The 26,530-nt window shown below is 70.1% G+C and carries 20 protein-coding genes and 3 pseudogenes; 8 read left to right on the top strand and 15 right to left on the bottom strand.

Annotated features, from left to right (window positions below; all coding sequences use genetic code 11):
- Positions 1-95: 95 nt before the first annotated feature.
- The 3 genes and pseudogenes from ACRX5W_RS21360 to ACRX5W_RS21350 form a co-directional block, all read right to left on the bottom strand.
- Positions 96-2,477 carry a xanthine dehydrogenase family protein molybdopterin-binding subunit gene (locus ACRX5W_RS21360; protein WP_436789822.1) on the bottom strand — a complete coding sequence of 794 codons (2,382 nt, stop codon included), beginning with the start codon at positions 2,475-2,477 and terminating at the stop codon, positions 96-98.
- A 206-nt stretch (positions 2,478-2,683) separates the two neighbouring features.
- Positions 2,684-3,502 (bottom strand): mycofactocin-coupled SDR family oxidoreductase, encoded by an 819-nt coding sequence (locus ACRX5W_RS21355; protein WP_436789821.1) that lies wholly within the window; start codon positions 3,500-3,502, stop codon positions 2,684-2,686.
- A gap of 508 nt (positions 3,503-4,010) precedes the next feature.
- Positions 4,011-4,217, bottom strand: a pseudogene (locus ACRX5W_RS21350) (flotillin family protein); the annotation flags it as partial.
- 6 nt (positions 4,218-4,223) lie between these two features.
- Here ACRX5W_RS21350 and ACRX5W_RS21345 point away from each other — a divergent pair.
- Positions 4,224-4,370, top strand: a pseudogene (locus ACRX5W_RS21345) (transposase); the annotation flags it as partial.
- A 249-nt stretch (positions 4,371-4,619) separates the two neighbouring features.
- Here the strand turns inward: ACRX5W_RS21345 and ACRX5W_RS21340 are convergent.
- Complete coding sequence (locus tag ACRX5W_RS21340) at positions 4,620-5,840, bottom strand: RNA-guided endonuclease InsQ/TnpB family protein (protein WP_436789820.1); 1,221 nt, start codon at positions 5,838-5,840, stop codon at positions 4,620-4,622.
- Positions 5,841-5,856: 16 nt separating this feature from the next.
- Here ACRX5W_RS21340 and tnpA point away from each other — a divergent pair.
- Positions 5,857-6,274 (top strand): annotated as a pseudogene (gene tnpA, locus ACRX5W_RS21335) (IS200/IS605 family transposase).
- A 434-nt stretch (positions 6,275-6,708) separates the two neighbouring features.
- Here the strand turns inward: tnpA and ACRX5W_RS21330 are convergent.
- Both ACRX5W_RS21330 and ACRX5W_RS21325 read right to left on the bottom strand, forming a co-directional pair.
- Complete coding sequence (locus tag ACRX5W_RS21330; protein WP_436789819.1) at positions 6,709-7,359, bottom strand: TetR/AcrR family transcriptional regulator; 651 nt, start codon at positions 7,357-7,359, stop codon at positions 6,709-6,711.
- 222 nt (positions 7,360-7,581) lie between these two features.
- Entirely contained in the window at positions 7,582-8,334 is a 753-nt protein-coding gene (locus ACRX5W_RS21325) for a TetR/AcrR family transcriptional regulator (RefSeq protein WP_436789818.1), read from the bottom strand.
- 231 nt (positions 8,335-8,565) lie between these two features.
- Here ACRX5W_RS21325 and ACRX5W_RS21320 point away from each other — a divergent pair, with 231 nt between their 5' ends.
- A complete protein-coding gene (locus ACRX5W_RS21320) occupies positions 8,566-10,824 on the top strand; it encodes an MMPL family transporter (protein ID WP_436789817.1) in 2,259 nt (752 codons plus the stop codon).
- Between the two features lie 283 nt (positions 10,825-11,107).
- Here the strand turns inward: ACRX5W_RS21320 and ACRX5W_RS21315 are convergent, their stop codons facing one another.
- The 5 genes from ACRX5W_RS21315 to ACRX5W_RS21295 all read right to left on the bottom strand — a co-directional run bounded on the left by ACRX5W_RS21315 (position 11,108) and on the right by ACRX5W_RS21295 (position 14,436).
- Positions 11,108-11,311, bottom strand: a complete 204-nt coding sequence (locus ACRX5W_RS21315; RefSeq protein ID WP_436789816.1) for a cold-shock protein — start codon at positions 11,309-11,311, stop codon at positions 11,108-11,110.
- A 738-nt stretch (positions 11,312-12,049) separates the two neighbouring features.
- Positions 12,050-12,331, bottom strand: coding sequence for a MerR family transcriptional regulator (locus ACRX5W_RS21310; protein WP_436789836.1), 282 nt, complete (start codon positions 12,329-12,331; stop codon positions 12,050-12,052).
- A gap of 626 nt (positions 12,332-12,957) precedes the next feature.
- Entirely contained in the window at positions 12,958-13,269 is a 312-nt protein-coding gene (locus ACRX5W_RS21305) for a hypothetical protein (protein WP_436789815.1), read from the bottom strand.
- Between the two features lie 59 nt (positions 13,270-13,328).
- Positions 13,329-13,628, bottom strand: coding sequence for a hypothetical protein (locus ACRX5W_RS21300; RefSeq protein ID WP_436789814.1), 300 nt, complete (start codon positions 13,626-13,628; stop codon positions 13,329-13,331).
- Positions 13,629-13,926: 298 nt separating this feature from the next.
- Positions 13,927-14,436, bottom strand: a complete 510-nt coding sequence (locus ACRX5W_RS21295) for a DoxX family protein (RefSeq protein WP_436789813.1) — start codon at positions 14,434-14,436, stop codon at positions 13,927-13,929.
- 387 nt (positions 14,437-14,823) lie between these two features.
- Here ACRX5W_RS21295 and ACRX5W_RS21290 point away from each other — a divergent pair, with 387 nt between their 5' ends.
- On the top strand, positions 14,824-16,014 hold the full coding sequence (locus ACRX5W_RS21290; protein ID WP_436789812.1) for an amidohydrolase family protein: 1,191 nt from the start codon (positions 14,824-14,826) through the stop codon (positions 16,012-16,014).
- A gap of 385 nt (positions 16,015-16,399) precedes the next feature.
- On the opposite strand, the gene ACRX5W_RS21285 is transcribed toward ACRX5W_RS21290, so the two are convergent.
- Positions 16,400-18,703, bottom strand: coding sequence for a CoA transferase (locus tag ACRX5W_RS21285; RefSeq protein WP_436789811.1), 2,304 nt, complete (start codon positions 18,701-18,703; stop codon positions 16,400-16,402).
- Positions 18,704-18,708: 5 nt separating this feature from the next.
- Positions 18,709-19,665: an LLM class flavin-dependent oxidoreductase gene (locus tag ACRX5W_RS21280; protein WP_436789810.1), complete on the bottom strand. Its 957-nt coding sequence runs from the start codon at positions 19,663-19,665 to the stop codon at positions 18,709-18,711.
- 330 nt (positions 19,666-19,995) lie between these two features.
- Between ACRX5W_RS21280 and ACRX5W_RS21275 the strand changes: the two genes are divergently transcribed.
- The 4 genes from ACRX5W_RS21275 to ACRX5W_RS21260 all read left to right on the top strand — a co-directional run bounded on the left by ACRX5W_RS21275 (position 19,996) and on the right by ACRX5W_RS21260 (position 24,027).
- Positions 19,996-20,415: a Zn-ribbon domain-containing OB-fold protein gene (locus tag ACRX5W_RS21275; RefSeq protein ID WP_436789809.1), complete on the top strand. Its 420-nt coding sequence runs from the start codon at positions 19,996-19,998 to the stop codon at positions 20,413-20,415.
- Positions 20,412-21,599, top strand: coding sequence for a thiolase family protein (locus ACRX5W_RS21270; protein ID WP_436789808.1), 1,188 nt, complete (start codon positions 20,412-20,414; stop codon positions 21,597-21,599). The genes ACRX5W_RS21275 and ACRX5W_RS21270 overlap by 4 nt, the downstream gene beginning before the upstream one ends.
- A gap of 230 nt (positions 21,600-21,829) precedes the next feature.
- A complete protein-coding gene (locus ACRX5W_RS21265; RefSeq protein ID WP_436789807.1) occupies positions 21,830-22,660 on the top strand; it encodes an SDR family NAD(P)-dependent oxidoreductase in 831 nt (276 codons plus the stop codon).
- A gap of 167 nt (positions 22,661-22,827) precedes the next feature.
- A complete protein-coding gene (locus ACRX5W_RS21260; protein WP_436789806.1) occupies positions 22,828-24,027 on the top strand; it encodes an amidohydrolase family protein in 1,200 nt (399 codons plus the stop codon).
- A gap of 103 nt (positions 24,028-24,130) precedes the next feature.
- On the opposite strand, the gene ACRX5W_RS21255 is transcribed toward ACRX5W_RS21260, so the two are convergent.
- Positions 24,131-25,771 carry an N-acyl-D-amino-acid deacylase family protein gene (locus ACRX5W_RS21255; RefSeq protein WP_436789805.1) on the bottom strand — a complete coding sequence of 547 codons (1,641 nt, stop codon included), beginning with the start codon at positions 25,769-25,771 and terminating at the stop codon, positions 24,131-24,133.
- A gap of 78 nt (positions 25,772-25,849) precedes the next feature.
- The coding region (locus ACRX5W_RS21250) for a hypothetical protein (RefSeq protein ID WP_436789804.1) at positions 25,850-26,530 on the bottom strand (681 nt) is incomplete at its 5' end.

Genomic DNA, 26,530 nt, shown 5'->3' with positions numbered 1-26,530 from the left:
GCCCGCGATCGCCTTCGCCCCGTCCCCGAGTTCGGCGAGGAGCGCGACCGCGTCCTCGGCCGTGTCCGGCACGTGGTACTCGAATGCCGCCGGCTTCACGCGGTCACCGTCCCCGTCGTCGCGTCGGCCGTGCGCTCCCGGGCCTCGTCGACAAGGTCGACGATCACGGAAGGTGTCAGCGGCATCCTGGTGATCTTCACGCCCAACGGCGCGAGCGCGTCCGCGACCGCGTTGGCCACCGCGGGCGGGGCGCCGATCGCACCGCCCTCGCCGACGCCCTTGAAGCCACCGGGCCCGGGGCCCGGCGTCTCGATGTGCCCGAGCTCGATCACCGGCACCTCGGTCGCGGTCGGCAGCAGGTAGTCCATGAACGTCGTGGTCACCGGGTTGCCGTCCTCGTCGTAGACCAAGTGCTCCAGCAACGCCCCGCCGATCCCCTGGACCGTGCCGCCGAAGATCTGGCCCTCCACCACATTCGGGTTGATCATCGGACCGCAGTCCTCGCTCACGATATGCCGCAGCACCTCGACATGCCCGGTCACGGTGTCCACCTCGACCACGGACACATGCGTCGCGTTGGCCCACACCATCGGCACCTGGGCGCGGTAGCGGCCACTGGCCTCCAGGCCCGCCGGCACGCCGGGCGGGAGCTGGTCGACGCGGAAGTAAGCGATGTCGGCGATCTCCGCCAGTGTCAACGAGACATCCGGCTTGCTCTTCGCGGTCGCGACGCTGCGTACGAACTCGACTTCCTCGACGGGGACTTCGAGCTTGTGCGCGGCGATCGCCAGGATGCGTTCCCGCAGACCGGACGCGGTCTCCGCGATGGCCCCCGCGACCATGGAACCCGAGCGGCTGCCGCCCGTGCCGCCGCCGAACGGCGTCACCGCCGTATCTCCCTGGATGCTGTTGACGTCCTCCAGCAGCACGCCCAGTGCGTCGGCGGCCAGCTGGTTCGCGGTGGTCTCCAAGCTGTTCCCGCACGAACCACCGGAGGTGTAGACGTTCACCCGCCCCGACGGCTCGATCCGGATCGTCGCACCCTCCGTCGACAAGAACGGGTTGGCGCCCGCGGTGGGTTCGACGTACGTGCACGTGCCAACACCGATGTAGCGGCCTTGCTCCCTGGCTTCGGCCTGCTCGCGGCGGAACGCCTCGAAGTCCAGGATCTCCAGGGCCTGTTCGAAGGTCTCCAGCGGCGTGATGTTGTCGTACGGCATGCCCATGCAGTTGAACGTCGGCAGCTCGTCACGCCGCAGCATGTTCCTCCGCCGCACCTCGATCGGATCCATACCGATCTCGCGCGCGCCGATGTCGAGGATGACCTCACGCGCCATCGACTCGAACTGCCACGGACCCCGGTAGGCCACGCGCCCGCTGGTGTTGGAGAACGCGAAGCGCGAGCGGAACGTGCCCTCCGGAATCCGGTACGGGCCGGGGAACAGCAGGCCCACGACGATGCTGCTTCCGACCGGCGACGGCGTCGGGTAGGCGCCGGTGTCCATGACATGGTCCAGCGACGCGGCCAGGATGTTGCCCTCCGCGTCGAACGCCATCCGCGCCTCGCCGTGCTCGTGGCGGGCCTGGCCGGCCGACATCAGGTGCTCCTGCCGGTCCTCGATCCACTTCAAGGCGGCAGGCAGCTTCCTGGCCGCCAGCATGACGCACATGTCCTCGCGCAGCGGCAACTGCTTCTGCCCGAAACCGCCGCCGGTGTCGCGCATGACCACCCGGACCTTGTGCTCGGCGACGCCGAGCAAGCGCGCGCAGAATGCCCTCAGCTCGTGCGGGGACTGCGTCGACGCCCACATCGTCATCTCGCCGCTCGGCGCCGACCACTCGGCGACCATCCCGCGCGTCTCCATCGGCACAGGGCCGTGGGACTGCTGGTGGATCGTCTCGCACACCACATGCGCCGCCCCGGCGAATACCGGCTCCAGATCCTCCATCGGACGACCCGCGAGTTCGCCGACAAGGTTGCCGGGATAGTCGGCGTGCACCAGATGCGTACCGCCCAAACCGGCCGCGTAGTCGACGACCGGGGGCAGCGCCTCATAGTCCACGACGACCAGTTCCGCCGCGTCCTCCGCGACGTAGCGGTCCACCGCGACGACCATCGCCACCGGGTCCCCGACGAACCTCACCTCCCCGTCCGCCAGCGGCGGACGCGGGGTGTCCTTGGCGTCCTTGCCCTCCAGGGAGTACCACTGCTCGTGCACCCCCGGGTTCAGATCCTCCGCGAGGAACACCGCGTGGACACCGTCGAGCGCCAGTGCCTCGGACACGTCGATCTCAAGAATCCGGCCGCGCGCGATCGGACTGCGCACGAAACACGCGTGCAGCATCCCCGGACGCACCACGTCGTCGACGTACGTCCCCGTGCCGGTGACCAAACGCAGGTCCTCGACACGCAGCGCGCGCGAGCCCACGTAGCGGTCCGTGGCCTCGTCGGACGGGTTCGGAGTATGCGCGTTCACGGCCGCTCACCGGCTTGCGCGTGAAGGTTGGGTGCCATCAGCGTCGTTCTTCCTTTGTGTGCAAAAGCTTCGGCGGTCTGGGGAGGTGGCATCCGGTTCGGTCGGACCGCCCCGGTCGGCGGGAGCACCGTGTCGTCGCGGCCGGGGCGTCCGGGCCGCCGTGGCCGCGTCCTGCCGACCGGGAACGGATCCGGCGCGGGGCCGCGTTACCGCTTGTTGAGCATGCCCGCGTCGACGGGGAGGACGGTGCCGGTCACGTACCGTGCGTCGTCCGACACCAGCCACACGATCGCGTTGGAGATGTCGACCGGCTCGACCAGGTCGACGGGCATCGCGTTGGTGAGTGCGTGCGCGAGTTGCGGGGCGTGCTCCAGGATCGCGGCGAGGTTGCCGTCTCCGGCCATCGGGGTGCGTACCGCGGTCGGGGCGACGCTGTTGACGCGGATGCTGTACGGCGCAAGGAAGTTCGCCCACGACCGCATCAGGCCCACGACACCGTGCTTGGCCGCGGTGTAGCCCAGGAAGCCCGCGGTCGGGATGCCGACGCCGATCATCCCGCCCGTGGAGCTGGTCAGCACGATCGACCCGCCCTGGTTCCGCTCCAGCATCGACGGGATCGCCACACGGCCGGTGTTCCAGACGCCCTTGAGGTTCACGGACACCACCTCGTCCCACTCCTGGTCCTCCGACACCTCGGCGCCGCCCGCGCCGATACCGGCGTTCGCGACCACGATGTCGACCGGGCCCAGTTCGCCCGTCCCTTCCTCGAACGCCTGCCGCAGCTCGGCCAGTTCCCGCACGTCGGCCTTCCTCGCGACGATCCGCCGCCCCAGGCCCTCCACCGCCTTGACGGTCTCGTCCAGCTCCTCCTGCGTCCCCATCGGATACGCCACCGAGCCGAGCTGCGCACAGATGTCCACCGCGATGATGTCCGCGCCCTCTTGCGCCAGCCGGATCGCATGGCTGCGCCCCTGCCCGCGCGCGGCTCCCGTGACGAACGCGACCTTGCCGTCCAGCTTGCCCATCGAACTCCCCTTTGCTGACAGTGCGGTAGTGCGGCCGGGGGCCTCGCGTGGCGGCCCGGTCCCACCCCATCCGCAGGCCGCTCCCGAAGGCGATCGGGACAGTCGCACGAATTTTTAACAGCCGTTCTAACTTAGCTGGCCACCACTGTCAACAGCCCCGCCGCGTTCGCGGCGGCGACGGAGGAATGCACCGACTCGGGCACTCGGGGCACGCCGAAGCCGGTCCGCCACGACGCGTCTCCCGCCGGAGGAGCCGAGCGGCGGACAAGCGCGGGCACGCCGACACCGCACGCACAGTCCGTCTTCCGACGCGACGTGCGGGCACAAGGGCTTGCGATGTGACGTCCGTGCCATGCGCGTCGGATCCCTTGTCCGTCGGTCGGATGCCGGGCCGGGCGCGCCGGGCGCTGCGGCGGACCGCTGTGCCGGCGGAACCGGCCCCCGACACCTCCGGCTCCGGCGCGGTCCACCCTGCGGTTCCCGCGCCGGAAGCCCGATCCGTCAGTGGTCGTTCAGTGTTTGCCTGCGCGGCGCGGTGCTCCTTCTCGCCCCGACCGGTCAGTCGGGCGCGCTCGGCGTCCGCCTCGGCCTGCTTGACCAGGGCGATCTTGCGGGCTTCGGCCTCCTGTTCGGCCTGGTAGCGGGCGGCGTCGGCGGGCTTGCGAACCTGTGTGTCGAGCTGACGGTCGGTCAGTGCCGCCTGCCGCTGCGCGACGCCGACCACCGCCGCGTCCGCGCCCGCATCGAGCACGTCCTCGCCCGCATGAAGGCCTGGCAGATCCTCCGCGACTGCCGGCTCAACGGCGACGGCGTCCACCACGCCATGCTCGGAATCGCCCGCCTCCACAACCTCGTCCTCGCCGGATAACCGGCGGACCGGGCCAACCGCGCACACCCCCAAGATCAATGCGGGACGACCCTTCGCTGCCGCCGACCTTGACGATCGCGACGCCTTCGAGATTGACCTTCACGCCGCGCAGGGTGACCGCGCCGCGTACCGAGATCGGGATGTGCCGGCTGGCCGTCCGCTTTCCCCGGCAGCCGGTGACGATGAACGTCTCGCTGGGACCCGCCACCTTTTGACATCCTCGCCGCCCTGGAGGACGGCGATTCCCGCCTACCGAGCCGTGGTGGGCTGCGGTTTCGGGTGGGTTCCTGTTTCTCGACGCTGCGCCGGAACCTGGGGTTCCGGTCTTACCTGCGCTCCACAGGCTGTCACCGCCAGTCCGGCGGCCTTGGCGACGTTGACCGCCGCGTTGATGTCCCTGTCCAGGACGGCTCCACACGCCTCGCACGCCCATTCCCGGACGCTGAGCGGTTTCGGGCCGTCCTTCACGCCGCACTCCGAGCACACCTGCGAGGTGGGTTCGAACCGGCCGATCCGGATCAGGGTCCGCCCGTACCGGGCGGCTTTGTACTCCAGCATCGTCACGAACGCCGACCACCCGGCGTCGTGCACGGACTTCGCGAGGCGTGTGCGGGCGAGTCCCTTGACCGACAGGTCCTCCACGGCGATCGCTTGGTTGTCGCGAATCAGTTTCGTGGAGAGCTGGTGGTGGAACTCGCGCCGCGCATCCGCGACCTTCGCATGCGCGCGGGCGACCTTCACCCGCGCCTTGCCCCGGTTGTTGCTGCCCTTCGCCTTCCGGGACAGGTCCTGCCGAGCTTTCCTGAGGCGCTTTTCCGCGCGCCGCAGGAAACGCGGGCCGGCGATCTTCGTGCCGTCCGACAGGATCGCGAAATGCGTCAACCCGAGGTCGATCCCGACCGCGCCCGTCGTCTCCGGAAGTTCTTCCCCATCGCCCGTGTCGACGACGAAGCTCGCGAAGTACCGGCCCGCGCTGTCCTTGACCACAGTCACGGTCGACGGGGCCGACGGCAACTGCCGGGACCACTTCACCGTGACGTCGCCGACCTTCGGGAGACGCAGCTTCCCGCCCGCTGTGATCGACCAGCGGGCGTTCGCGGTGAACCGGACGGCCTGCCGGGTGTCCTTGCGGGATTTGAACCGGGGCGGCCCCATCTTCGAGCGTTTGCCCTTCAGCCCGTCGAAGAAGTTCTTGTACGCCGTGTCGAGGTCCCGTAGGGACTGCTGGAGCACGACCGACGACACGTCGCCGAGCCACGCCCGTTCCGGGGTCTTCTTCGCTTCGGTGACGAGCCGTTTCGACAGGTCGCTGCTCGTCGGCCACGGGTCGCCCGCCGCGCGGGCGGTCTCCCGCGCGCGCAGGGCGTCGTTGTAGACCACCCTCGCGCACCCGAACGCCCTCGCCAACGCTGTGCGTTGACCGGGCGTCGGGTACACGCGGAAGCTGAACCGAAGCTGCTCAACACCCATGGTACACAGTTGGTTTATGGATACGAACCGAGACATACGAGCGGGTCGCCACTGTATTTTCGCGAATGCATGCGCATTTGGTTTTCGTAACGAAGTACCGGCATCCGGTGTTCACCGGCCGGCACCTGGAACGCTGCGAGGAGATCATGCGGAGCGTGTGCGCGGACTTCGAAGCGGAACTCGTCGAGTTCAACGGCGAACCCGAACACGTCCACCTCCTCGTCGACTTCCCGCCGAAGGTCGCGGTGTCCAAGCTCGTCAACAGCCTCAAGGGCGTCAGCTCCCGCAGGCTCCGCCATGAGTTCCCCGACCTGACCCGGCACTACTGGCGCGCGCAACGCCTGTGGGCGGGCTCGTACTTCGCCGGGTCCGTCGGCGGCGCACCGCTGAGCGTGGTGCGGCAGTACATCGAACAACAGGCCCGGCCTTCGTAGGTGGTCGACGCCGGATCGCCCTGGCGCCGATCCGGCTTCCCCTGCCCCGCTACACGGGAGACCGGATTCACCTCCGGTCTGAAGGCCGGAGCACTCTCCGGAAACCCGGTAGCGGGTGACGACGACAAGGGCGAGCAGGACGACACCGGCGATGCCGAGGGTGAGAAACACGGCCATGCCCGTCGCCCTCCTCCCCTGCCGGTGCTCCGAGCACACGGCCATGCTGGCATGGGGCAGAGGCGCATTACATTGCCGAACCACGGCAATCTCCGCGTGACTTCCGTGCCGCCGGGCATGAAACCGCCGTCGTGGGGGCGGTGTTGGCCGAACCGGTCCGCAGTGGCTCGCTGCCGACCACGGAACCGCCTCGCTCGGTGTCCGGGAGTCCGCGACCGGCCGCGCTCAAACCGGTGGCGTCGCGGCCACCGTCCGATTCACTCGTCGGTATCGACGCGGTCGGCAGCCTCCGACGACGTGTCCGCTCCCGGACCGTCCGGGGCCCCGGGGAGGTCGTAGCGCTCCAGGTATTCCTCGATCAGCGCGAGGATTTCGCCGCGACTTTGGTGCAGCCCCACCGCGTCGTCCATGGCCAGGACCCGCGGCAGCCCGGCGAGCAGCACGGTGAGCGTGGGCAGGGACGGCTTGTCGAGGGTACGACCGTGCGCGCGCAGGACACGGTCGAGTGCCTGCTCTTGGAGTCGGCGGAAGCGTGCGGAGTATTCGGCCAGCTCCGCCCGGATCACCTTGCGGTGGTTGGCGAGCGCCAGGAACTCCAACGTCAGTGCGGTGTCGCGGGGTTCGCTGATGACCTCCCACACGCCGCGCAACGGCTGCGTGCCGTCGACGGCTTCCTGCAACCGCGACAGGTGCGCTTCGGCGCCTCGGCGGAACAGGGCCAGGAACAGGTCGTCCATGGTCTTGAAGTGGTAGTGGACCAGGGCCGGGTTGACGTCGGCCTCGGCCGCGACCTTGCGCGTGGTGACGGCCGCGTACCCCTCGTCCAGCATCAGTTGCATCGCGGCGTTGAGCAGTGCCGTGCGCGTGTCCTTCTCCGGCGCGCGACGCGGCGTGGCGGGTTTGGGCACCTCGTCCTTTCCGCGCCGATGCGCTGTGTGCTCGGTTTCGCCTGATACCGGATGTACCTTACTGGCCCCTCGACGCCGCTCCCGACGGTGCGGCGGCCGGGGGCGGCGAGCCGTCGCGTCCGCCTCGAAACCCCGTACAGACGACATGACTTCGCCGCCGTGGCTCCGAAGACACCGCTTGTCGAGGCCCCGCCCGGCCCGGTGAACGTCTCCGGCGGAGAACTATCCGACTGCCGACCCGCCCACCTGCGCCGGGATCCGGCGGTGGATGTCCGCCAACATGTCGCACATCGCCGTGCGGAAGATCTCGGCCTGGTGGTCACCGAGGAAAGAGGTGTGTCCGAACACCTCCAACACGACAAGGCCGTGCATGTGGCCCCACGCGCTCATCAGCATGGCGACCGCGGCGGCCGGCAGCTCTTTCAGATTGTTTTGTGGCAGGTTGTCCAGGTACTCCTGGAGTGAGGCCGAGACCGGCGCGGTCTCGGCCGCGGCAAGTTGCGCCGCGGTGAACCCCCCGAACAACTCGCGCTGGAAGATCGCGCTTATCCGGGTCATCGCCTGGGTGGTCGGGCCGTCTATGGGCGCCGAGTAGTACCGCAGCGGCGTTCCGTAAAGAAGCTGGTAGAGCTCCGGATGGGCGACGGCCCAACGGCGGTAGCCCTCCGCGGCGGCCACCAGCCGCGGCACGCCCGGCTCTTCCGGCGCGGCGTCGACCGCGGCCTGCACGGCGTCGGCCAGGTCGCTGTACGCCTTGGTGATGAGTGCCGTGACGAGGGCGTCCCGGTTCGGGAAGTAGTGGTACAGCGCCTGCACGGTCATGCCCAGGTTCCGCGCGACGGTCCGCAACGACAGTGCCGCCGGTCCGTTCTCGGTGATGTGCTGCTCGGCGGCGTCGAGGATCTCGCGGGTGGCGGCGGCCCGACGCCGCATGCGCAGCGAGGGCATGGCCGTTGCGTGTTCGTCTGCGGACATGCAGGGACCGTACGACATCACCCTCCGGTCCATCGGAGGTTGGCACTGTTAAGCAAATCTCACACTGCCAAACCTTCTTCTCCGTCGCTAGCGTTCCCTGCGCCGACGACGAGTGCGACACCGCACCTGACTTGTCGCCGAGGCCGCAGAGCCTTGGCCGCGCGCCGGCACCCCCAGGCCAACCCCGGCTGCCTCATGTCGTTTTCGCCGTAGATATCTAGGAGATCGTGCGTGTTTGAGCGCATAGCCGAACTGGCGATTCGCCGGTCCCGGCTGGTACTGATCGTCGCCGCCGTGGCCGTGGTGCTCATGGGCGTCGCGGGCGTAGGAGCGTTCACCAAGTTGCAGGGGGGCGGCTACGACGACCCGGCCTCCGAATCGAGCCGCGCCGCGGAGGCCATCGACGCCAAGTTCGGCGGGGAGACCAACCTGGTCCTGTTGGTCCGTGCCGGCGAGGGAGGTGTCGACGCCCCCGCCGCGGAGCGGAGCGGCCGGTCGCTGGTGGCCCACCTCAAGGAGGAGCAGGACCTTGCGAACGTGATCTCCTACTGGGACACGCACAGCCCCGACCTCCGCTCCAAAAGCGGCCGCGAGGCGCTGGTCCTCGTCCACGTCGAGGGCGACGAGACACAGCGGGAGAAGAACGCCGAGAAGGTCATCGACGCCTACGCCGGGCCGTACGAAGGCACACTCACCGTCCAGGCCGGCGGCGGAACGGCCGTGAACAAGGACATGGGGACGCAGACGGAGAAGGATCTCTTCCTGGCCGAGGCCATCGCCGTGCCGCTGATCCTCGTGCTGCTCCTGGTCGTCTTCGGCAGCGTCGTCGCGGCCCTGCTGCCGCTGCTCATCGCACTCATCGCCGTCGTCGGCACGTTCGCACAGCTCTTCCTCCTCGGCACCGTCACCGACGTCTCCGTCTTCGCGATCAACCTGACGACTGCCCTGGGCCTCGGACTGGGCGTCGACTACGCGCTGCTGATGATCAGCCGGTTCCGGGAGCAGCTCGCGTCCGGGTCGACCGTGGACGACGCCGTCCGCAGGACGATGAGCACCGCGGGCCGAACGGTCGCGTTCTCCGCCGCGACGGTGGCGGCGGCACTCGCGGCGCTCATGGTGTTCCCGCAGTACTTCCTCCGCTCGTTCGGCTACTCGGGAGTCGGCGTCGTCGTCATCGCGGCGGTCGGCACGCTGTTCGTGATGCCGGCGCTGTTCGTCGTGCTGGGCCACCGGGTCAACAGCGGGAAACTGCCCTGGGCGAACCCGGCCCGCTACGGCGCCCGTACGTCCGTATGGGAGCGGCTGGCCCGGACTGTCATGCGGAGGCCCGCGCTGACCGCGCTGCCCGTACTCGCGGTGCTGCTGCTGGCGGCGAGCCCGCTGCTGGGCATCACCTTCGGCACGCCGGACGAACGCGTACTGCCCGAGGACGCCGAGAGCCGCCGGGTCGCGTCGGTGCTCCGGGAGAACTTCAACGGCAACGACGAGGCCGCCCTCCACATCGTCATCGACGAGCCCGTGGACACCGCGCCCTTGGACGCGTACGCCGCCGAACTCTCCATGCTCGACGGTGTCGTCCGGGTCGAGGCCGCCACGGGAACCTACGTCACCGGGCGGTCCACGCCGGCCGGGCCCGTGCAGGCAGCCCTCGGCCGTCCCAACGCGCAGCGCATCACCGTGGTGAGCGCCCTGGAACCGAAATCGGACGCGGCGCAGCACCTGGTCGACGAGGTCAGGACGACCACTCCCCCCGCCGGATCACATGCCCTCGTGGGCGGCACCGACGCCGAACTGGTCGATGCCAAGGACTCCATCGGCGGCCGGCTCCCGCTCGCCATCGCCCTGGTGGCCCTGACCACCTTCCTCCTGCTCTTCCTCTTCACCGGCAGCATCGTCCAGCCGCTGCGGGCGCTGGCCCTCAACCTGGTCAGCCTGGGCGCGACCGTCGGCCTCATGACCTGGATCTTCGAGGACGGCCACCTCTCCTCCCTGCTCGGCTTCACCCCGCAGCCGATGGACACGTCGATGACCGTGCTGATGTTCTGCATCGCCTTCGGCCTGTCGATGGACTACGAGGTGTTCGTCACCAGCCGGATCAAGGAACTCCACGACCAGGGCGAGGACACCGAATCCGCCGTCGCCCACGGCCTCGGGCACACCGGACGCATCGTCAGCGCGGCGGCCTGCCTGCTCGCGGTGAGCTTCTTCGCGTTCGGAACCGCCAAGCTCAGCTTCATGCAAATGTTCGGTCTGGGCAGCGGGCTGGCCATCCTCATCGACGCCGTCGCCGTGCGCGGCGTGCTCGTCCCCGCCGCGATGCGCCTGCTCGGCGGCTCGGCCTGGTACGCCCCCCGCACCCTGCGCAAGTTCCACGACCGCTTCGGCCTCAGCGAAGCCGCCCCGGCACCCGCACCCGTCCCCGCCCCCATCCCGGCCCCCGAACCGGCCGGCCCCGAGCCGTCATTCGCCAAGCACCCGACCGAATCCTGACCCCACAACCGCCGCGGCCCGCCTCCCACCCGGCAGGCGGGCCGTGCCCGTCGTGCTTGTCTGCTCCCTGCCCGCACCCAACCCACGTGCCGGCAAGCGCACTTCGCAGGCACCCTCCGCTTCCGAAGCGACCCGCGTCGCCACACGGCAACGAAGTGACCTATCAGTCAGGTCACTTGGCCCGCTCGCGCCGTGAACAAGCGCGGGGACGTCCGGTGATGCAACGAGCCGGGGCCCGCACCCCAGGGTGCGGCCCCGGCTGTGAGGCTGGGTGCGCGTGGCGTCAGGCGGGAACGATGTTCTCGGCCGTCGGGCCCTTCTGGCCCTGCGCGATGTCGAAGTTCACCTTCTGGCCTTCCTGAAGCTCACGGAAGCCCTGAGCGGCGATGTTCGAGAAGTGGGCGAAGACGTCGGGACCGCCGCCGTCCTGCTCGATGAAACCGAAGCCCTTTTCCGAGTTGAACCACTTCACGGTACCGGTTGCCATATCAAATCTCCTTCGGGGCAGTGCCCGGAGTCCGCTCGGTGCGAAGCTCCGCGTCGCCGCAATGATTGCCCCGCCGGAAAAGCACCGGGCATACAAAAATACTCCCCACCGGGCGCGAGCACGATGGGGGCACTTGAAGTCTGGGAACCACAACTGCAACTGAGATCGACAGTAGCACGCTGCGGCGTTTTTATGAGCAGGCGAATAACCCACTCGTATTCTCGTGGGAGAAATTCTCATCGCGCGTCGCGGCGAATTCTGTCGCCGCAACCACACATATTGATTTCTTGCGGAGCGCGGCGAAGCATCGGGCGGGGCGGCAGGCCCCCGTGCGAGCGCCGCCCGGGGTGTCCCGGCGACGTGTCGTCACGAACCGTCCCGGAGAAGCGCACGAACCGGCGGCGTCGAAACGCTGTGCACGAACCGGGCCGTCGCAATCGTCCGGACGGGGCTCGGCGTTCATGGTGCCGGCGGATCGGCCCCACACGGTGCGGGTCGAAGCTGTGAAGGCGCTCGATATCCGCACGATCGCTTGCGGGCCGGGCAAGCCGTCGGATCGACGCAGGTGAGTCCGGCGTCGGCGGGCGGCGGGCAGCGGTCCGCTCGCCGCGTCGCCCATGGGCCGCGACGGCGCGAGGGCTGCGTCAGGGCTGACAGCGGGCGCGACCGTCGAGTGCCCCGCACAGGCCACAGGCCCGGACGCACTCGCCGGGGCCGCCGTGTGTCGGCCGCATGGCGTCAGGTGTCGTGGTCCGCGGCCGGGTGTGGTTGGTCCTTGCGGAGTTCCGTGTTGATGCGGAGGGCTTCTTCGAGCTGGTCTTCCAGGATGATGATGCGACACGCGGCGTCGATGGGTGTGCCCTGGTCGACGAGTTCGCGGGCGCGTTGCGCGATGCGCAACTGGTAGCGGGAGTAACGGCGGTGGCCGCCCTCGGAGCGCAGCGGGGTGATCAGACGCGCCTCGCCGAGTGCGCGCAGGAAGCCGGGGGTGACTCCGATCATCTCGGCGGCGCGGCCCATGGTGTAGGCGGGGTAGTCGTCGTCCTCGAACGCGTCGGGACGATCGGGGCGGTCACTGGAAACCACTGCACCTCTTCAAGCGTTTTCTTCGGGTCCTAACAGTTTCTCCGGGATTACCCCGGACGCGCATCGAGGGGCCCTGGCGCCTGTGCGGCACCAGGGCCCCGAAGGGACATCACACCATCTACCGACTGTATTCCGTCGGCTTTCGTTGTCCGCACGCACCCGGGGGGCGGGAGTGCGGGGATCGCAACTGCGTGACCGGGGACCACCTGCCATTCCGGGGTCTGCGGTTCCCGCCGGCGTCTGTCGCCTGGCGGGCGATCCTGGTGACGTCCGCTCCTTCCTCTTTCGTGTCCTGCCATGGAAACCGACGGGGGCACCGCGGTTTTCCCATGGTGTTGCGCTTCTTTCCTTCGGTACTGCTTTTCCGCGGTACTGCGCGGTGGCCCCCTTCCGGGGCCACCCGGTCCGGCGGTGCCGACTCCCGGGACCCTTGCCACACTTCACGGCCCCGGGGTTCCGCCGCCGAACCTCACTGCCCTGCGCGACAGTTCGTCATCTGCCACGCCCGACTGACTGTCTTTGGCTACAACAGGAACCTTAGTTGCCTCACGAGCCAATGTCTACTCTCGCCACGTTAGTTTTTTTGCATCGTCTGGATCGCTTGCGACATCCGTACGCTCCGCGCTTCCCGGCTCGACCTCGTTCGACGCCGGGGCGTCCGCTTCCCCGCCCGGGGTTCGGCCGTTCTGCGAAGCCGCGATCCGGGCCGCGCAGCCGCGCAGCGAGTCGACGACTCCGCGCAGATGGCGTCGGCTGTACGAGTCGGTCGTCCAACCGAGGTCGTCCATCGCCTTGACCACCGACGCCAGCCGCCCCGCGATCTCTGCCATCTCGCGCGCGAGCGCGCCCACGTCCTGGTGCCCGCGCCCCATCTCGCCCCAGCCGCCATCCCTGCTCGTTTGTGCATTCGGGTCCTGCGACCCGCGGAACACTACTCACGACGCAACTGAATGTCTATCTTCGCCATCACAGGTTTTGCCGCCGGGTCGCGGCCTGCGAGCCGGTCGGCCGGCGTCGTGAGCCACCGGGCGGCGCTGTCCGCCCGGTTGAAGCTTCGGTTCCGCGGAAGACTGCCGGGCGCGGCGGTCGCGTCAGTTGCCTCGATCGCGTGCGAGTGCGTATCCGCGGCCGATGTCCGGCCATACCGCGATCCCGCGTCGAATCTCGCGAGCAGGCGCACGAAAAACGTCACAGTGAACGCGCGAAACCCCTGCCCTTGCGTGTTCCTCATCAGCAATTCGGATTACCGGAAGCTTCGCGCCTATTTGGCATTCATGGCTGTGCTCTACTGAATACCGCATCGATTCCCGGCCGCTTCGGAAGCCCTGAGGAGCGAATATGCCTCCGGCCCTCGATGCACACATGGGGATATCGGCCGTCGTCTTCCCGGGACGCCGCGAGGCACATCGAGGGACGAAGTAGCAGGGCATGACACAAGCTCCGGAACGAGCACATGCAGGCGACGCGTTGCACAGGCGGGAGACGCCGCCCGCGGCCAGGCGTGGGCGGCGCCATCCACATCCTCACAGTCAGTCGTTGTCCGCCGACGCGCGCCCGGGGCGCCAGCACGTGCCCAGAAGCAAGGCGGAACCGCCGATGCCGATGCCGAGACAGGTGCCGAGGCCGGCCCAGGCGCCGAGGTGGAAGCCGACGGCCTCGTCGAGGGACGCCGCGCCGCCGCCGCTGACGGCGACGGCGATCAGAACGAGGCCGATCAGCAGGACGTACTCGTAGCCGTTCCGGAAGACGAAGAAGCCGTGGGTGCGGTGCTCGATCACCCCTGCGACGATCATGGTGCCGAGCAGGGCGCCCGCGGCGGCGGGTGTCAGGAAGCCGGCGGCGAAGGCGACACCGCAGCCGACCTCGACCAGGACGCTCATCAGCGCGTGTATCCGGCCGGGGCGCAGGCCGAGGCCTTCGAACCAGCCGGCTGTCCCGGCCAGTTTGCCGCCTCCGAAGGCGTGGTTCCAGCCGTGGGCGACCATGGTGAGGCCCACGGTCAATCTGATGATCAGCAGTGTCGTGTCAATGGCGTGCACGGCCCGCACCTCCTGGGGCAAGGGACTGGACGAACTTCCCGGGCGAGGCCGATGGGTCTTGGTCCGCTGCACATCGCCGAGATCCTTCGGCTGGTACCGCACCATAGTGACGGCCGCGACAGCAAAGCAAGCGTTCACTATCAAGCGTCGGGCCCCTGCGCTGCCCCGACGCGGAACCCTGCCCGCCTGCGAAGCGCGGGCGCATTCCACCGGTCGGCATCGCCGCGAAAGCCGGCCGCCCTCGTGGTTCCCCGCAGTGTCGTGCGAACACAACCATCCCCCGGGGTGAGGCCCGACCGGACTTGACAACGCGGAGCCGTAGATGGGAGATTCATAAATAAGTAATCACTTACTTAAGCTTTTCCTTCCCGCCCGGAGGTGGTCGGCGTGGAATACCGCCTGATCGATGCCGACAGCCACTACTACGAGCCGGACGACTGCTTCTCGCGCCACATCGAAGCCCGTCACCGCGACGCCACCGTCAGAGTGGACCGTAGCGGCGACGGTCTGGGGCGGGTCTACGTCGGTGACCGGCGTACGTTCATGAGTGTCATGCCCGGCGACTACGCCTCGGCCCCCGGCGCTCTCCAGGGGCTGTTCGTGGGCGGGGTGGCGGACGGCTTCACGCACCGCGAGGTCGTCAATGCCCGGGACCACCCGGAGTTCACCGACCGGTCCGCGCGCCTGGCCCTCATGGACGAGCAGGGTGTCGAAGCCAGCGTCATGCTGCCCACGCTGGGCGTCGCCGTCGAGGAAGACCTGGCCGGGGATGTCGAGTTGACGTACGCCGCGCTGCGCGCGTTCAACCGCTGGCTGGAGGAGGACTGGGGTTACGCGGCCGACGGACGCCTGTTCGCGGTGCCGATGCTGTCGCTCCTCGACCTCGACCACGGCGTCGCCGAGCTGCGGCGCGTCATCGACGCCGGCGCCCGGCTGGTGCACCTGCGCCCCGGGCCGATCGGCGGCCACTCCCCCGCCCACCCCGACTTCGACCCCTTCTGGGCCATGGCTGCCGAGGCCGGAGTCGGCGTCGTCTTCCACGTCTCCAACAGCGGCTACAACCGGTTCTACGGCAGCCTGTGGTCGGAGGACGCGGCCAACCCGTCGCACCGGCAGTCGCCGCTGCAATGGGCGTTGTGCAACACCGAGCGTCCGATCATCGACACCTTGACCGCACTCACCCTGCACAACCTGTTCGGGCGCCACCCCCGCATCAAGGTCGTCTCGATCGAGAACGGCAGCACCTGGCTCAGGCCGCTGCTCAAGACCGTCGACAAGGCGGCTGCGCTGGGACGGCGCGGGCCCAAGATCGGCGGCGAACTCCCGGCCCGGCCCAGCGAGATGCTCGCCGAGCACCTGTGGGTCTGCCCCTTCCCCGAGGACGACGTCATCGACCTCATCGACGCCCTCGGCCCCGACCATGTGCTCTTCGGCTCCGACTATCCCCACCCCGAAGGGCTGCGCGAACCCGCCGACTACATCCCCCGGCTCGACGACTGCGATGCCGTCGTCGCCCGCAAGGTGTTGCGCGGCAACACAGCGAAGTTTCTCGGGATCCCGGACCGGGCGACCACCTGACACTCCCCCGGGCCTGCTTGGGCGGGCCGGTACGCGGACGACCGGCCCCGCCGAGGCCGGGCCTCCCGCGACGCCGCGTCCAGGCGGGCTTGTACACGAACGACGGGCACGGCTCTCGCGCAGAGCACCCAGCGGCGTCGTCGGCTTCCTGCGGACGCCCGGGCCGGTGATGCGTGAGGCCCGCCCACGCTCAGGAAGACAGTCGGGGGACGGCAAGCACCGACTGCCGGCGCTTGCCGTCCCCGCCTCCCGGCTCACAGCTGACGTGCAACCTTGGCGGCGAGCAGGGCATCGATCTCCTCGGCGCTGAAGCCGAGTTCCTCAAGGATGCGGATCGTGTGCCCGCCGATTCCCGGCAGTNCATCCCCCCCCCCCGCCTCCCGGCTCACAGCTGACGTGCAACCTTGGCGGCGAGCAGGGCATCGATCTCCTCGGCGCTGAAGCCGAGTTCCTCAAGGATGCGGATCGTGTGCCCGCCGATTCCCGGCAGTGCCAGGTTCAGGGCGCCGGGTGGGGTCGGGCCCCAGTTGAGGAGCCGGCCGAGTTGTTCGAATCGCCCCCAGTCGAAGGCTTCGTACGCGACGACTCTGCCGAGCCGGCGGTTGACCGGATCGTCGAGGACACGTCGGCGGAAGGCGTCGCGGTCGAGTGGTTCGATCGGCTCGGCAAGGAGCCCGGCGCCGCGCAGGCGCGTGACCCACGTGTCGGCGGGTTCGGCGGCGAACGCCGCCTCCAGGACGGCTTCCGCCCGCCGTGCCTCGGTATCGGCGGCGCCACCGCGCAACGGGGCGTAACTGTCCGGGAGTTCGTGGATCCCGGGCAATGCGCGCAGTCTTGCCCACGCATCGTGGTCGGGTAGGACGAGAGCGAACCAATTGTCGTCGCCGGCACGGTAGATGCGGTAACCCGGGCCGAATCCGGTTTGCTGCGGATCGAGTTCGGGGCCGTGGACGAGCTTGCCGTCGCGCTGGTGGACGCCGCCGGCCAGCAGCATGCCGGCGCCGAGGAGGCTCGTGGTCACGTGTTGACCTCGGCCGGTGGTCGCGCGAGCGTACAAGCCGGCCAGTATGCCGACGGCGGACACCCAGCCGCCGGTCATGTCGATCGGGATCCAGGTGGGCCCGATGGGGTCGTTGCCGGGTCCGCCGACAGCGCGTTCCAGGCCGGTGACGGCCTGCATCAGCGCGTCGTTGCCGGGGAGCTTGGCGCGGGGGCCGGTGGTTCCGAACGCGCTGGCGTGACAGTACACGGCATGGGGGTTGAGGGCGGCCACGGTCGCCTCGTCCACGCCGAGACGTTCGGCCACGCCGACGCGGAAGTTGTGCACCACGACGTCGGCCCATCGGATCAGCCGTTCGACGACCGGGCGTGACTCGGGTGCGGTGAGATCGAGGGCGAGGCTGCGTTTGCCGCGCTGGCACGCGGCGACGGCGTACGCGGCGGCGCGCATCGCCTCGCCTTCGGGGGGCTCGACTTTGATGACGTCGGCGCCCATGTCGGCGAGCACTTGGGCTGCGAGTGGCCCGGCGACGAACGCGGACAGGTCCAGGACGCGCACGCCGCACAGCAGCAAGTCGTCGATTCCATCGACTTGTTCGGCCGTGGGGACGTGTGGAGGATCGGCCACCTGGCGGGGGTGTACCGACACAGGGGTGCCGACCACGACGTCATGGTGGCCGCATTCCTCGCGCGGGACGGCGAGGCCGATCTCGGCCAGGTGCGGCTCGGCGAGGGCTTCTCCGGGGGCCAGGACCGGTTCGCAGGCCACGCCCGCCTGCCGCAGCCGGGTGATCCAGTCGTCGCGGGGGTCGGCGGCGAAGAACGATTTCCACCGCCGGGCGCGGGCGTTGAGTGCTCCGGTGACCTGGTCCGTGTAGTAGCCCTCGGTGCTCGGTTCGTCGCCCAGCACCTCGATCAGCTTGGCGTACATGCCCTTGCCGCCGAACCAGACCTGGATCAGTTCGTCGTCGGCGCAGCGGTACAGGAAGTTGGGGAAGTACGAGCCCTTGGCCCAGTAGTCCTCGATCGGTGGGGCGGCCCGCTCGGAGCGGCCGATCATGCAGCCGAGCGGGGCCAACAGGCCGTCGTAGAGAGAGGTTTCGGCCCAGCCGTGGCGTCCGGTCAGGGCGCGGCGGCGCAGCAGGCCGAGCACGGACGCGGTGAGCAGGAGGGCCGCGCCGCTGTCGGATGCGTGGACGTTGACGAAGATCGGGCCGGGGCGGTGCCCGGCGAGTTGGGTGCAGAATCCGGCGTTCGCCTCGACGAGTAGGGCGTAGTCCTCGACCGTGCCGTGCGATGTCCGGCTGGGTCGGCAACGGGCGTACACAAGGCCTGGCACGGCGTCGGCGAGGTCGCGTTGGCCGAGGCCGCGCTGCTCGACCAGTTCCTCGGGACCGTAGACCAGTGCGGCGTCGGCACCGGCGAGGAGGCGGCGGATCTCGTCGGGGTCGTCGGTCCGGACGATGCGCTTGTCCCGGTGCCAGGCGCGGCCCCAGGCCACGGCCGCGTCGATCGGCACCGGCTCGGTGCCGACGATCCGCATGACGTCGGCGCCCAGGTCGGCGAGCATCATGCCGGGGACGCCGCCGGCCATGCCGAGCCCGAGGTCGCTGACGCCGACGGCGACCTCGACCACTGTCACTCCGGCGCACGGGAGGCTGTTTCCGGCCGATTCGGTCTGGTTGCTCACGGGGGTCACCGCTTCTCGGCCGGGACGGACAGTCGGGGCAGGACTTCCTCGGCGGCGAGCCGCACGATTCCGAGGGTGTCGTCGTGCGCCGCCGGGGAGATGATCACGTGCCGGGCCCCGGCGTCGACGTACTCCTGGATCCGCGCGGCGACTTCCTCGGGGGTGCCGGCCGGGGCGATGCGCTGGAGCATGGCGTCGGGCTTGCCGCCGTACGCGCCGCCGAGGAACGCCGCGACCTCGTCCCGCGCCCGGTCGCCGTCCCGGCGTACGGAGCAGTACAGGTACAGCGCCCACTCGAATCCGGCCAGGTCGCGTCCCGCCGTGTCGGCCTCGTCGCGGATGGTGCGCACCGAGCGGGCGTACGCGTTGGGCGAGAGCAGGTAGGGCATCCACCCGTCGCCGAGGCGGGCCGCGCGGCGCATCGCGGGCTCCTTGCGCCCGGACACCAGCAGCGGGGGGCCGCCGGCCCGGCCGGGTGAGGGGTCGGCGCCGGGTGGTGCGACGGGGTGCAGCTCCACCTTGTCCAGGTCGAAGAACCTGCCGTGGTGGGTGACCGGTTCGCGCTGCCAGAGCGCGCGCAGCACGGTCATCGCCTCGTCGGTGCGGGCGCCGCGTTCACGGACGGGAACGCCCATGGCCTCGAACTCGTGCGGGAACTCGCCGCCCACCCCGACGCCGACCGACACGCGGCCGCCGGACCAGGCGTCCAGGTCGGCGAGCTGCTTGGCCGCCAGTACCGGGTGGTAGAGCGGCAGCATCAGCACCGCGGTGCCCACCCGTACCCGCTCGGTCCACGCCGTCATCAAGGACAGGCGGGTGACGGCCTCACCACTCGCCTGGCGGGGCAGGACGTGGCCGCCCTGCCAGACCGACGCGATCGGGAGGCGTTCGACCGCGGCCAACCACGCGCGGTCGGGTTCCGGGAGGGCGGCGGCTCCGAAGATGATGGATTCGTCAGGCACCGGGGCTCCTTGGCAAGTAACCGGACGAGGGGCGGACGTCGGCGGCTCGGCTCGGAACATCCGCCCCGACTCCCGCGTCGTCGCGTCGTGGGCGGCTCCGCGGTCTGCGACCCTTGGCGGACGATAGAAAGTGAGCGTACACTTTCTTCGGGTAGCGCGTAAACGGTGCAACCTGGCATCACCGGTCTGCCGCCCGCCGGGCTGCGGACCGGACCTCTCGCCGGAGATGCCGGTCCCCACGGTGGCGCGACCCCGGTCGTCGGAGTACCAAGCTCGGTGTCGGGCAGCTGTCCGGCGCCGTGCCGCCGGTGCCAAGCGATAAGGGGAGGTATGGACGCCACCGTGGGGATTCCGCCCGTGGTCACCGAGGAGAGCGAGGCGTTCTGGGCGGCGGCGGCCGAGGGCCGCCTGCTGGTCGAGCGCTGCGCCGACTGCGGAGCCGAGTCGTTTCCGCACTACGGGATCTGCCGCATGTGTCGCGGGCGGCACATCGAGTACGCGGAGGTCACCGGGCCGGGGCGGGTCTACAGCCTGACGGTCAACCACCAGCGCTGGCTGCCCGGCCTCGAAGTGCCGTACGCCCTGGTCCTGGCCGAGTTCCCCGACCACCCGGGCGTACGGGTGCTCGGTCGGCTGCGCGGCTGCGCGCCGGAGGAGGCGTCCATCGGGATGCGGGTCGACGTCGGATTCGAGCCCGGGCCGGGCGGATTCGCCGTCCCCAGCTTCGTCGCCGCGGGCGGTGACGCGTGACGGCGCACCGGCCCGAGCACCGTGCCGTCATCTCCGGCATCGGCCATTCCGCGATCGGCCGGCAGATCGACCGTTCCGGCTTCCAACTCACCCTCGACGCCGTCCTCGCCGCGATCGCCGACGCGGGACTGACCGTCGACGACATCGACGGCCTGGCGATGTTCCCAGGCGGCGGGAAGGCCAATCTGCCCGGGTACGCCAACGGCAACCTCTACGAGATCCAGGACGCCCTGCGCATCACCACCACGTGGCGACAGGGCCAGGTCGAGGGCATGAGTCTGCCGTTCTACGGCGCCGTGCAGGCGGTGGCCACCGGTCAGGCCCGACACGTGGTCGTGTGGCGCACGGTCAAGGAGGGCAGCGCCGCGCGCAACGCCGGAGGGCGCCCCGCGTACGGGTCGGTCAATCCCGGAGCCGAAGGCCCGCTCGCGTGGCTGCTCCCCGTCGGCGCGCTGTCCCCGGTGTGCCAGATCGCCCCGTACGCCGCCCGCTACATGCACGACCACGGCGCGACCCGCGAACAACTCGCGTGGATTCCGGTCACCCAGCGCGCCCACGCCGCACTCAACCCCGACGCCGTCTACCGCACGCCGCTCACGGTGGAGGACTACCTCGCGGCGCGCATGATCTCCACCCCGATCTGCCTCTACGACTGCGACGTGCCCGCCGACGGCTCCACCGCGATCGTCGTCTCCGCCGCCCAAACGGCAGCCGACCTGCGCGCCCCGGTCGCCGTCGAGGCCATGGCCGGCGTCGTCGACGGGCGGCCGTCCTGGGACCAGTGGGAGGACATGACCCGGGTCGGCCACGCCACCGCCGAGGCACTGTGGAACCGCACGGGCCTGCGCCCGCGGGACGTGGACGTCGCCCAGCTCTACGACGGCTTCACCATCGAGGTGATCTGGTGGCTCGAAGCCATGGGCTTCTGCAAACCCGGCGAAGGCGCGGCGTTCGTCGAGGGCGGCACCCGCATCGCCCTCGGCGGCGAACTCCCGCTCAACACCTGGGGCGGGCAGCTCTCCGGCGGCCGGCTGCACGCCGCGTTCGGCCACACGGCGGAGGCCGTGCGCCAACTCCGCGGCGAGGCCGGCGAACGCCAGGTCCACGGCGCCGAGGTGGCCGCGGTGACCAACGTGGGCGGCTACGAGGCGGGCGCGGCACTGCTGACGCGGTGGACGGGCTGACACCGTGACCAAGTGGTCCGCGGGGTTCGGCCATCCTGCCGCGGATGTCGCCTGCGCACGAACTCCCGTCACCGGCAAGCCACTTACCTGGCCTCCGGCCGAGCGACCCGGTTGCGGAACAGGCCGCCGTCGGGGGTGGACGAAGGTCGTGCCGGAGCTTGTCGGACGGCCCTGACGCAGGAATTCCTCTCCGTGCCACGGGCAAACACAACGCGACAGGAGTTGCATTCATGGCAGAACGCGCAGGCCGGGTCGAAGGCAAGGCAGCGATCGTCACAGGGGCCGGGTCGACACCCGGGCCGGGCGTCGGCACCGGGAAGGCCATCGCGGTCGAACTGGCCCGCGAGGGCGCGAGCGTCCTGCTCGTCGACCTGTATCCCGAACGCGCCGAGGAGACGCTGGCGATGATCGAGGCCGAGGGCGGCAAGGCCCGGGTCTTCGGCGGCGACGTCACCAGGTCGGACGACTGCGCCGCCATGGTGGACGCGGCCGTCGGCGCGTTCGGGACCGTCGACATCCTCGTCAACAACATCGGCCGCGCCACCGTCGGCACCGTCGTCGACACCACGGAGGAAGCCTGGGACCAGGCCCTTGCCGTCAACCTGCGCACGGTGTTCCTCGCGTGCAAGCACACCGTGCCCGTGATGACCGCGGGCGGCGGAGGCTCCATCGTCAACGTCAACTCCATCTCCGCGCTGCGCGGCGACGGCACCATCGCCTACTCCGCCGCCAAGGGCGGCATGCTCGCGATGACCGCCGACATGGCCTACTCCCACGGCCGCGACGGCATCCGCGTCAACGCGGTGGCACCCGGCCACATCACCACCCCCATGGTCCTGTCCGTCCCCGGGCAGGGTGACGACCTCGTCACCCGGCTCCGCAACGAGGCGAGCCTCCTGGGCACCCCGGGCACCGGCTGGGACGTGGCGTCCGCGGCCGTCTTCCTGGCCAGTGACGACGCGCGCTGGATCACCGGCGTCACCCTCCCCGTCGACGCGGGTGTCCTCAGCGTCACCCCGCTCCTCATGGCCGGCCGCCTGCGCGGGGTCCGGAGCGAGTAGGCCCGGCGGCGCACCCGCGGCCCTTGGGTGGCGCGCGCCCATTGCACGGCGTCCACCCGAACCCTAAAGTAAGTAAGTGCCTACTCGTTAATTGGCCCCATCACCGCCCCGAGACCCGCATCCGGGAGACACCAGGGCGGCCCAACCCACCAGAAGGAGGCCAGCCGATGACCGACGACTCCCCCGGCGGGGTTGCCCTGTGCGAGCGCTACGCCGTCGCCGATGTCGACGCCCATGTGATCGAGCCGCCCGACCTGTGGACCTCGCGGCTCCCGGCCAAGTGGGGCGATCTGGTCCCGCACGTCAAGGTCGACCGCCGGGGCGAGGAGCGGTGGTACATCGGCTCCCGCAAGCTGTTCGGGGTCGGGGCCTTCGCCCAGGCGGGGTGGCCGGAGTTCCCGCCGTCGCACCCGCAGAGGTACGACCAGGCGCTGCCCGCCGCGGTCGACGCCAAGGCGCGGTTGGCGTACATGGACGAGGCGGGTGTCTACTACCAGCTGCTGTACTGCAACATCCTCGGCTTCCACAGCCACGTGTTCCTCAACGAGATGCCGCACGAGCTGGCCACGGACTGCGTGCGGGCGTACAACGACTGGCTGACCGAGTTCTGCTCGGCCGATTCGCGGCGTCTCATCCCGATGATGATGCTGCCGTTCTGGGACATCGACGCCTCGGTCGCCGAGATGCGGCGGGCGTACGAGATGGGCCACAAGGGGGTGTTGTTCGCCGCCCGGTACGACAAGGTCGGCATGCCCCGGCTCATCGACGACTACTGGGAGCCGCTGCTCGGCCAAGCCCAGGACATGGACCTGAGCATGAACTTCCACGTCGGCTTCCTGGCCTCGCAGGACGATCTGAAGGGCGCCGTCGACCAGTCGAGGAAAGCCGACTTCACGCGCGAGAGCAGCCTCGTGCTGCTCGGCAACGCGCAGAACATCGCCGAGGTCGTGCTGAGCGGCGTGTGCCACCGCTACCCCGACCTGAAGTTCGTCTCCGTCGAGAACGGCGCCGGCTGGCTGCCGTTCCTCGGCGAGAGCATGGACTGGCAGTGGCTCAACGTCGGCGCGCACAAGGAGTACCCCGAGCGTCTGCTCCCGAGCGAATACCTGAAGCGGCAGATCTACGGCATGTACTGGTTCGAGCAGGACTCGATGCGCGCGGTGATCGACAAGCTCGGCGACAACCTGATGTTCGAGACCGACTTCCCCCACGCCACCAGCCTGTCCCCCGGACCGGCCTCGGAGTCGCCCAGCCCCCGCGACGTCATGGAGCGCTCCCTGCGCGGACTGCCTGAGGAGACCGTGGGCAAGGTGCTCCAGCACACGGCCACCAGGCTCTACCACCTGGAGCCGCCGGTCCGGCAGTGATCTTCGGCCCGTGACGCGTCGAGGCCCCCGGTTCGCGGAACCGGGGGCCTCGACACTTTGCGGGTGCCCGCACCGCTTGCAGGGTCGGTGCGGGCCCCGAAACTCAGCCGCGCAGCAGGCGCCCGGCCGCGGCGCCCGGCACGTCCGCGCCCGCGAAGCGGGTCGCCACGCCGTTGACCCATACGTGCTCGACGCCGGTGCTGCGCACGATCAGGCGGTCGGCGCCGCCGGGTTGGTCGCGGACACGTTCGACCGGCGTCGTCCCCACCGTGGCCGGGTCGAAGGCGACGAGGTCGGCGAAGAACCCTTCGCGCACCAGGCCGCGGTCTGCGATGCGGAAGGCCTTGTGGGGGTGGCCGGTCAGCCGCCACACGGCCTTTTCCAGACCGAGTGCCTTGCGGTCGCGGACCCAATGGCCCAGCAAGTGTGTCGAGTAGCAGGCGTCGCAGAGCTGGTCCGCGTGCGCGCCGGCATCGGACAGACCGAGCAACGTGCGTGTGTCGGCGAGGAGTTCGCCGGTCTCGTCGTCGGCGTCGTTCTCCAGCACGACACGGAAGCGGGTCACCGTCTCGTCGCCGAGCGCGAGGTCCAGCATCAGGTCGAAGGGGTTGGTCCCGCGGTCTCGGGCCAGTTCGTCCAGCGGGATGCCCACGGCGTCCGCGTGTACGCCGGTCTCCTCGACCTGCACCTTGGGCCAGCGCTTCTCCCACGCGGCCAGCGTCGTCGGCCGCGCCCGGTCACGCCACGCGAAGTCCCGATACAGCGAGGCGCGTTCCTCGCGGGGAAGGGCGAGCACCTCCTTCCACTCGTCCACCGCGGCGAGCGGCACCGGGTCGGCCATCGTGATCTGGAAGACGATCGGACGGCACGCGATCTGCGGGTACACCTCGCCGGGCAGGGCCGCCGCGCGCTCGACGGTACGCCGCGCGGCCCCCGGCTTGTCGGTGCGGGTGACCAGCGCCGTCCACGTCACCGGGATCCCGTGGCGTACCGCGAGGTCGGAGAACTGGTCGATGAACAGTCCCGGCCCGATGGAGACCTGCAGCACGCCCTTTCCGGCCTCGCCCAACACCGAGGCCAATGCGTCGACTTCGTCGACCTCGGCGAACCGGCTCGGCACCGGGCGGCCGTACGCTCCCTGGTGGGCCGGCTGCCGCGACGTGGAGAACCCCACCGCGCCGACGTCCAGCGCCTCGCGCAACAGCCGCTGCATTTCGGCGACTTCGGCCCGCGTGGCGGCACGCTCCTCGCCGCCCGTGACGAAGAGCCGCAGCGGGGTGTGCCCGAGGAACGCGCCCACGTTGAGCCGCTTCGCGCGCCGCTCCAGCGCCGCGAGGTATTCCGGGAACGTCTCGAAACACCAGTCGATCCCCGCGTCGAGCGCGTCCGTCGACATGCCCTCGACGTTCTCCAGCGTGCGCACGATGATGTCGCGGTGCTCCGGCCGCGTCGGGGCGACCCCGAAACCACAGTTGCCCATCACGACGCTGGTCACCCCGTGCCAGTTCGACGGGGTCAGATCGCCGTCCCACAGGATCTGCGCGTCGTAGTGCGTGTGGATGTCGATGAAGCCCGGCGCCAGCACCAGGCCGTCCAGGTCCACGACTTCGGTGCCCCGCGCCGGTGTCGGCCCGCCGGGCGGGCCCACCGCGGTGATGCGGTCGCCGGTCACGGCGACATCGGCCGGACGGGCCGGTTCACCGGTCCCGTCGACCAGGGCGGCGTTGCGCAGGAGCAGGTCCATCAGGCACTCCGATCAGTCGCCCGGCGGGCGGCACCCGCCCAGGCCGATGCCGTATACGTGTTGGGGTGTTGGCGCAGGTCAGGGCGCGGCAAGGCTGCCGGGTGACGCGTTGTCGGGCGATGAGGCCGGCCGGTCGGCGACGAACAGGACCTCTTCGCGAACGGCGAGGAACCATGAGGCACGCACCAGGCCGGCACCGGCGCTCGACGCGTACCGGTGGAACCACTCGTCACGCGCCCGCAGGCCGGCGATGTCGTCGAAGTAGACCTCGTTCACGGCGTCGTAGACCCAGCCGTTCGGGCGGGAGAAGGGGTGGTTCTGGAGGTACGCGAGCCCGCGTACGTGATCCGGAATGATCGCCGGCTGTGCCGCCCCCGGGGGCTGGATCCGCCCCGCGTGACCGGCCCAGCGCCGCGAGAACTCCTCCGGTGAGAACCGCTCGTCGCGCAGGGCAAGGGCCATGTGCTTGAAGGCGTTTCCACCGTTTCGGCGGTGTTGTCGCAGCCAGTCCGCGCCGCGCAGGACGCGTTCGTCGGCGACGATGATCTGCTCGCCGCCGTCCGCCACGACGCCGTCCGCGGGCTCGGTGGCCTCCCGACCCGCGGGGGTGCCGAGCCAGGCGACGTACCGCCGCAGGTGCCAGGCGTCGCGGAACCACTCCATGGCGACCGCGTCGTGGCGCGGTCCGCGCGAGTCGGCCGTCGGGAGACCGGGCACCGGCAGGCAGAGCGTTGCGCGCAGGGGCCGGGTGTGCGCGGG

It is taken from the genome of Yinghuangia sp. YIM S10712 (genome assembly GCF_051388935.1).
Lineage (GTDB): Bacteria > Actinomycetota > Actinomycetes > Streptomycetales > Streptomycetaceae > Yinghuangia.
The sequence above is the reverse complement of the archived record's forward strand: the minus strand, read 5'-3'. Positions and strand labels throughout refer to the sequence as shown.

What these genes read in the sequence shown, in the direction of transcription:
- ACRX5W_RS21355 (WP_436789821.1), bottom strand. Translation starts at nt 3,502, where the DNA reads ATGGGCAAGCTGGACGGCAAGGTCGCGTTCGTCACGGGAGCCGCGCGC.
- ACRX5W_RS21340 (WP_436789820.1), bottom strand. Translation starts at nt 5,840, where the DNA reads ATGGGTGTTGAGCAGCTTCGGTTCAGCTTCCGCGTGTACCCGACGCCC.
- ACRX5W_RS21325 (WP_436789818.1), bottom strand. Translation starts at nt 8,334, where the DNA reads ATGTCCGCAGACGAACACGCAACGGCCATGCCCTCGCTGCGCATGCGG.
- ACRX5W_RS21315 (WP_436789816.1), bottom strand. Translation starts at nt 11,311, where the DNA reads ATGGCAACCGGTACCGTGAAGTGGTTCAACTCGGAAAAGGGCTTCGGT.
- ACRX5W_RS21310 (WP_436789836.1), bottom strand. Translation starts at nt 12,331, where the DNA reads ATGGGCCGCGCCGCCGAGATGATCGGAGTCACCCCCGGCTTCCTGCGC.
- ACRX5W_RS21305 (WP_436789815.1), bottom strand. Translation starts at nt 13,269, where the DNA reads ATGGGGCGCGGGCACCAGGACGTGGGCGCGCTCGCGCGCGAGATGGCA.
- ACRX5W_RS21300 (WP_436789814.1), bottom strand. Translation starts at nt 13,628, where the DNA reads ATGAGGAACACGCAAGGGCAGGGGTTTCGCGCGTTCACTGTGACGTTT.
- ACRX5W_RS21275 (WP_436789809.1), top strand. Translation starts at nt 19,996, where the DNA reads ATGGACGCCACCGTGGGGATTCCGCCCGTGGTCACCGAGGAGAGCGAG.
- ACRX5W_RS21265 (WP_436789807.1), top strand. Translation starts at nt 21,830, where the DNA reads ATGGCAGAACGCGCAGGCCGGGTCGAAGGCAAGGCAGCGATCGTCACA.
- ACRX5W_RS21260 (WP_436789806.1), top strand. Translation starts at nt 22,828, where the DNA reads ATGACCGACGACTCCCCCGGCGGGGTTGCCCTGTGCGAGCGCTACGCC.
- ACRX5W_RS21255 (WP_436789805.1), bottom strand. Translation starts at nt 25,771, where the DNA reads ATGGACCTGCTCCTGCGCAACGCCGCCCTGGTCGACGGGACCGGTGAA.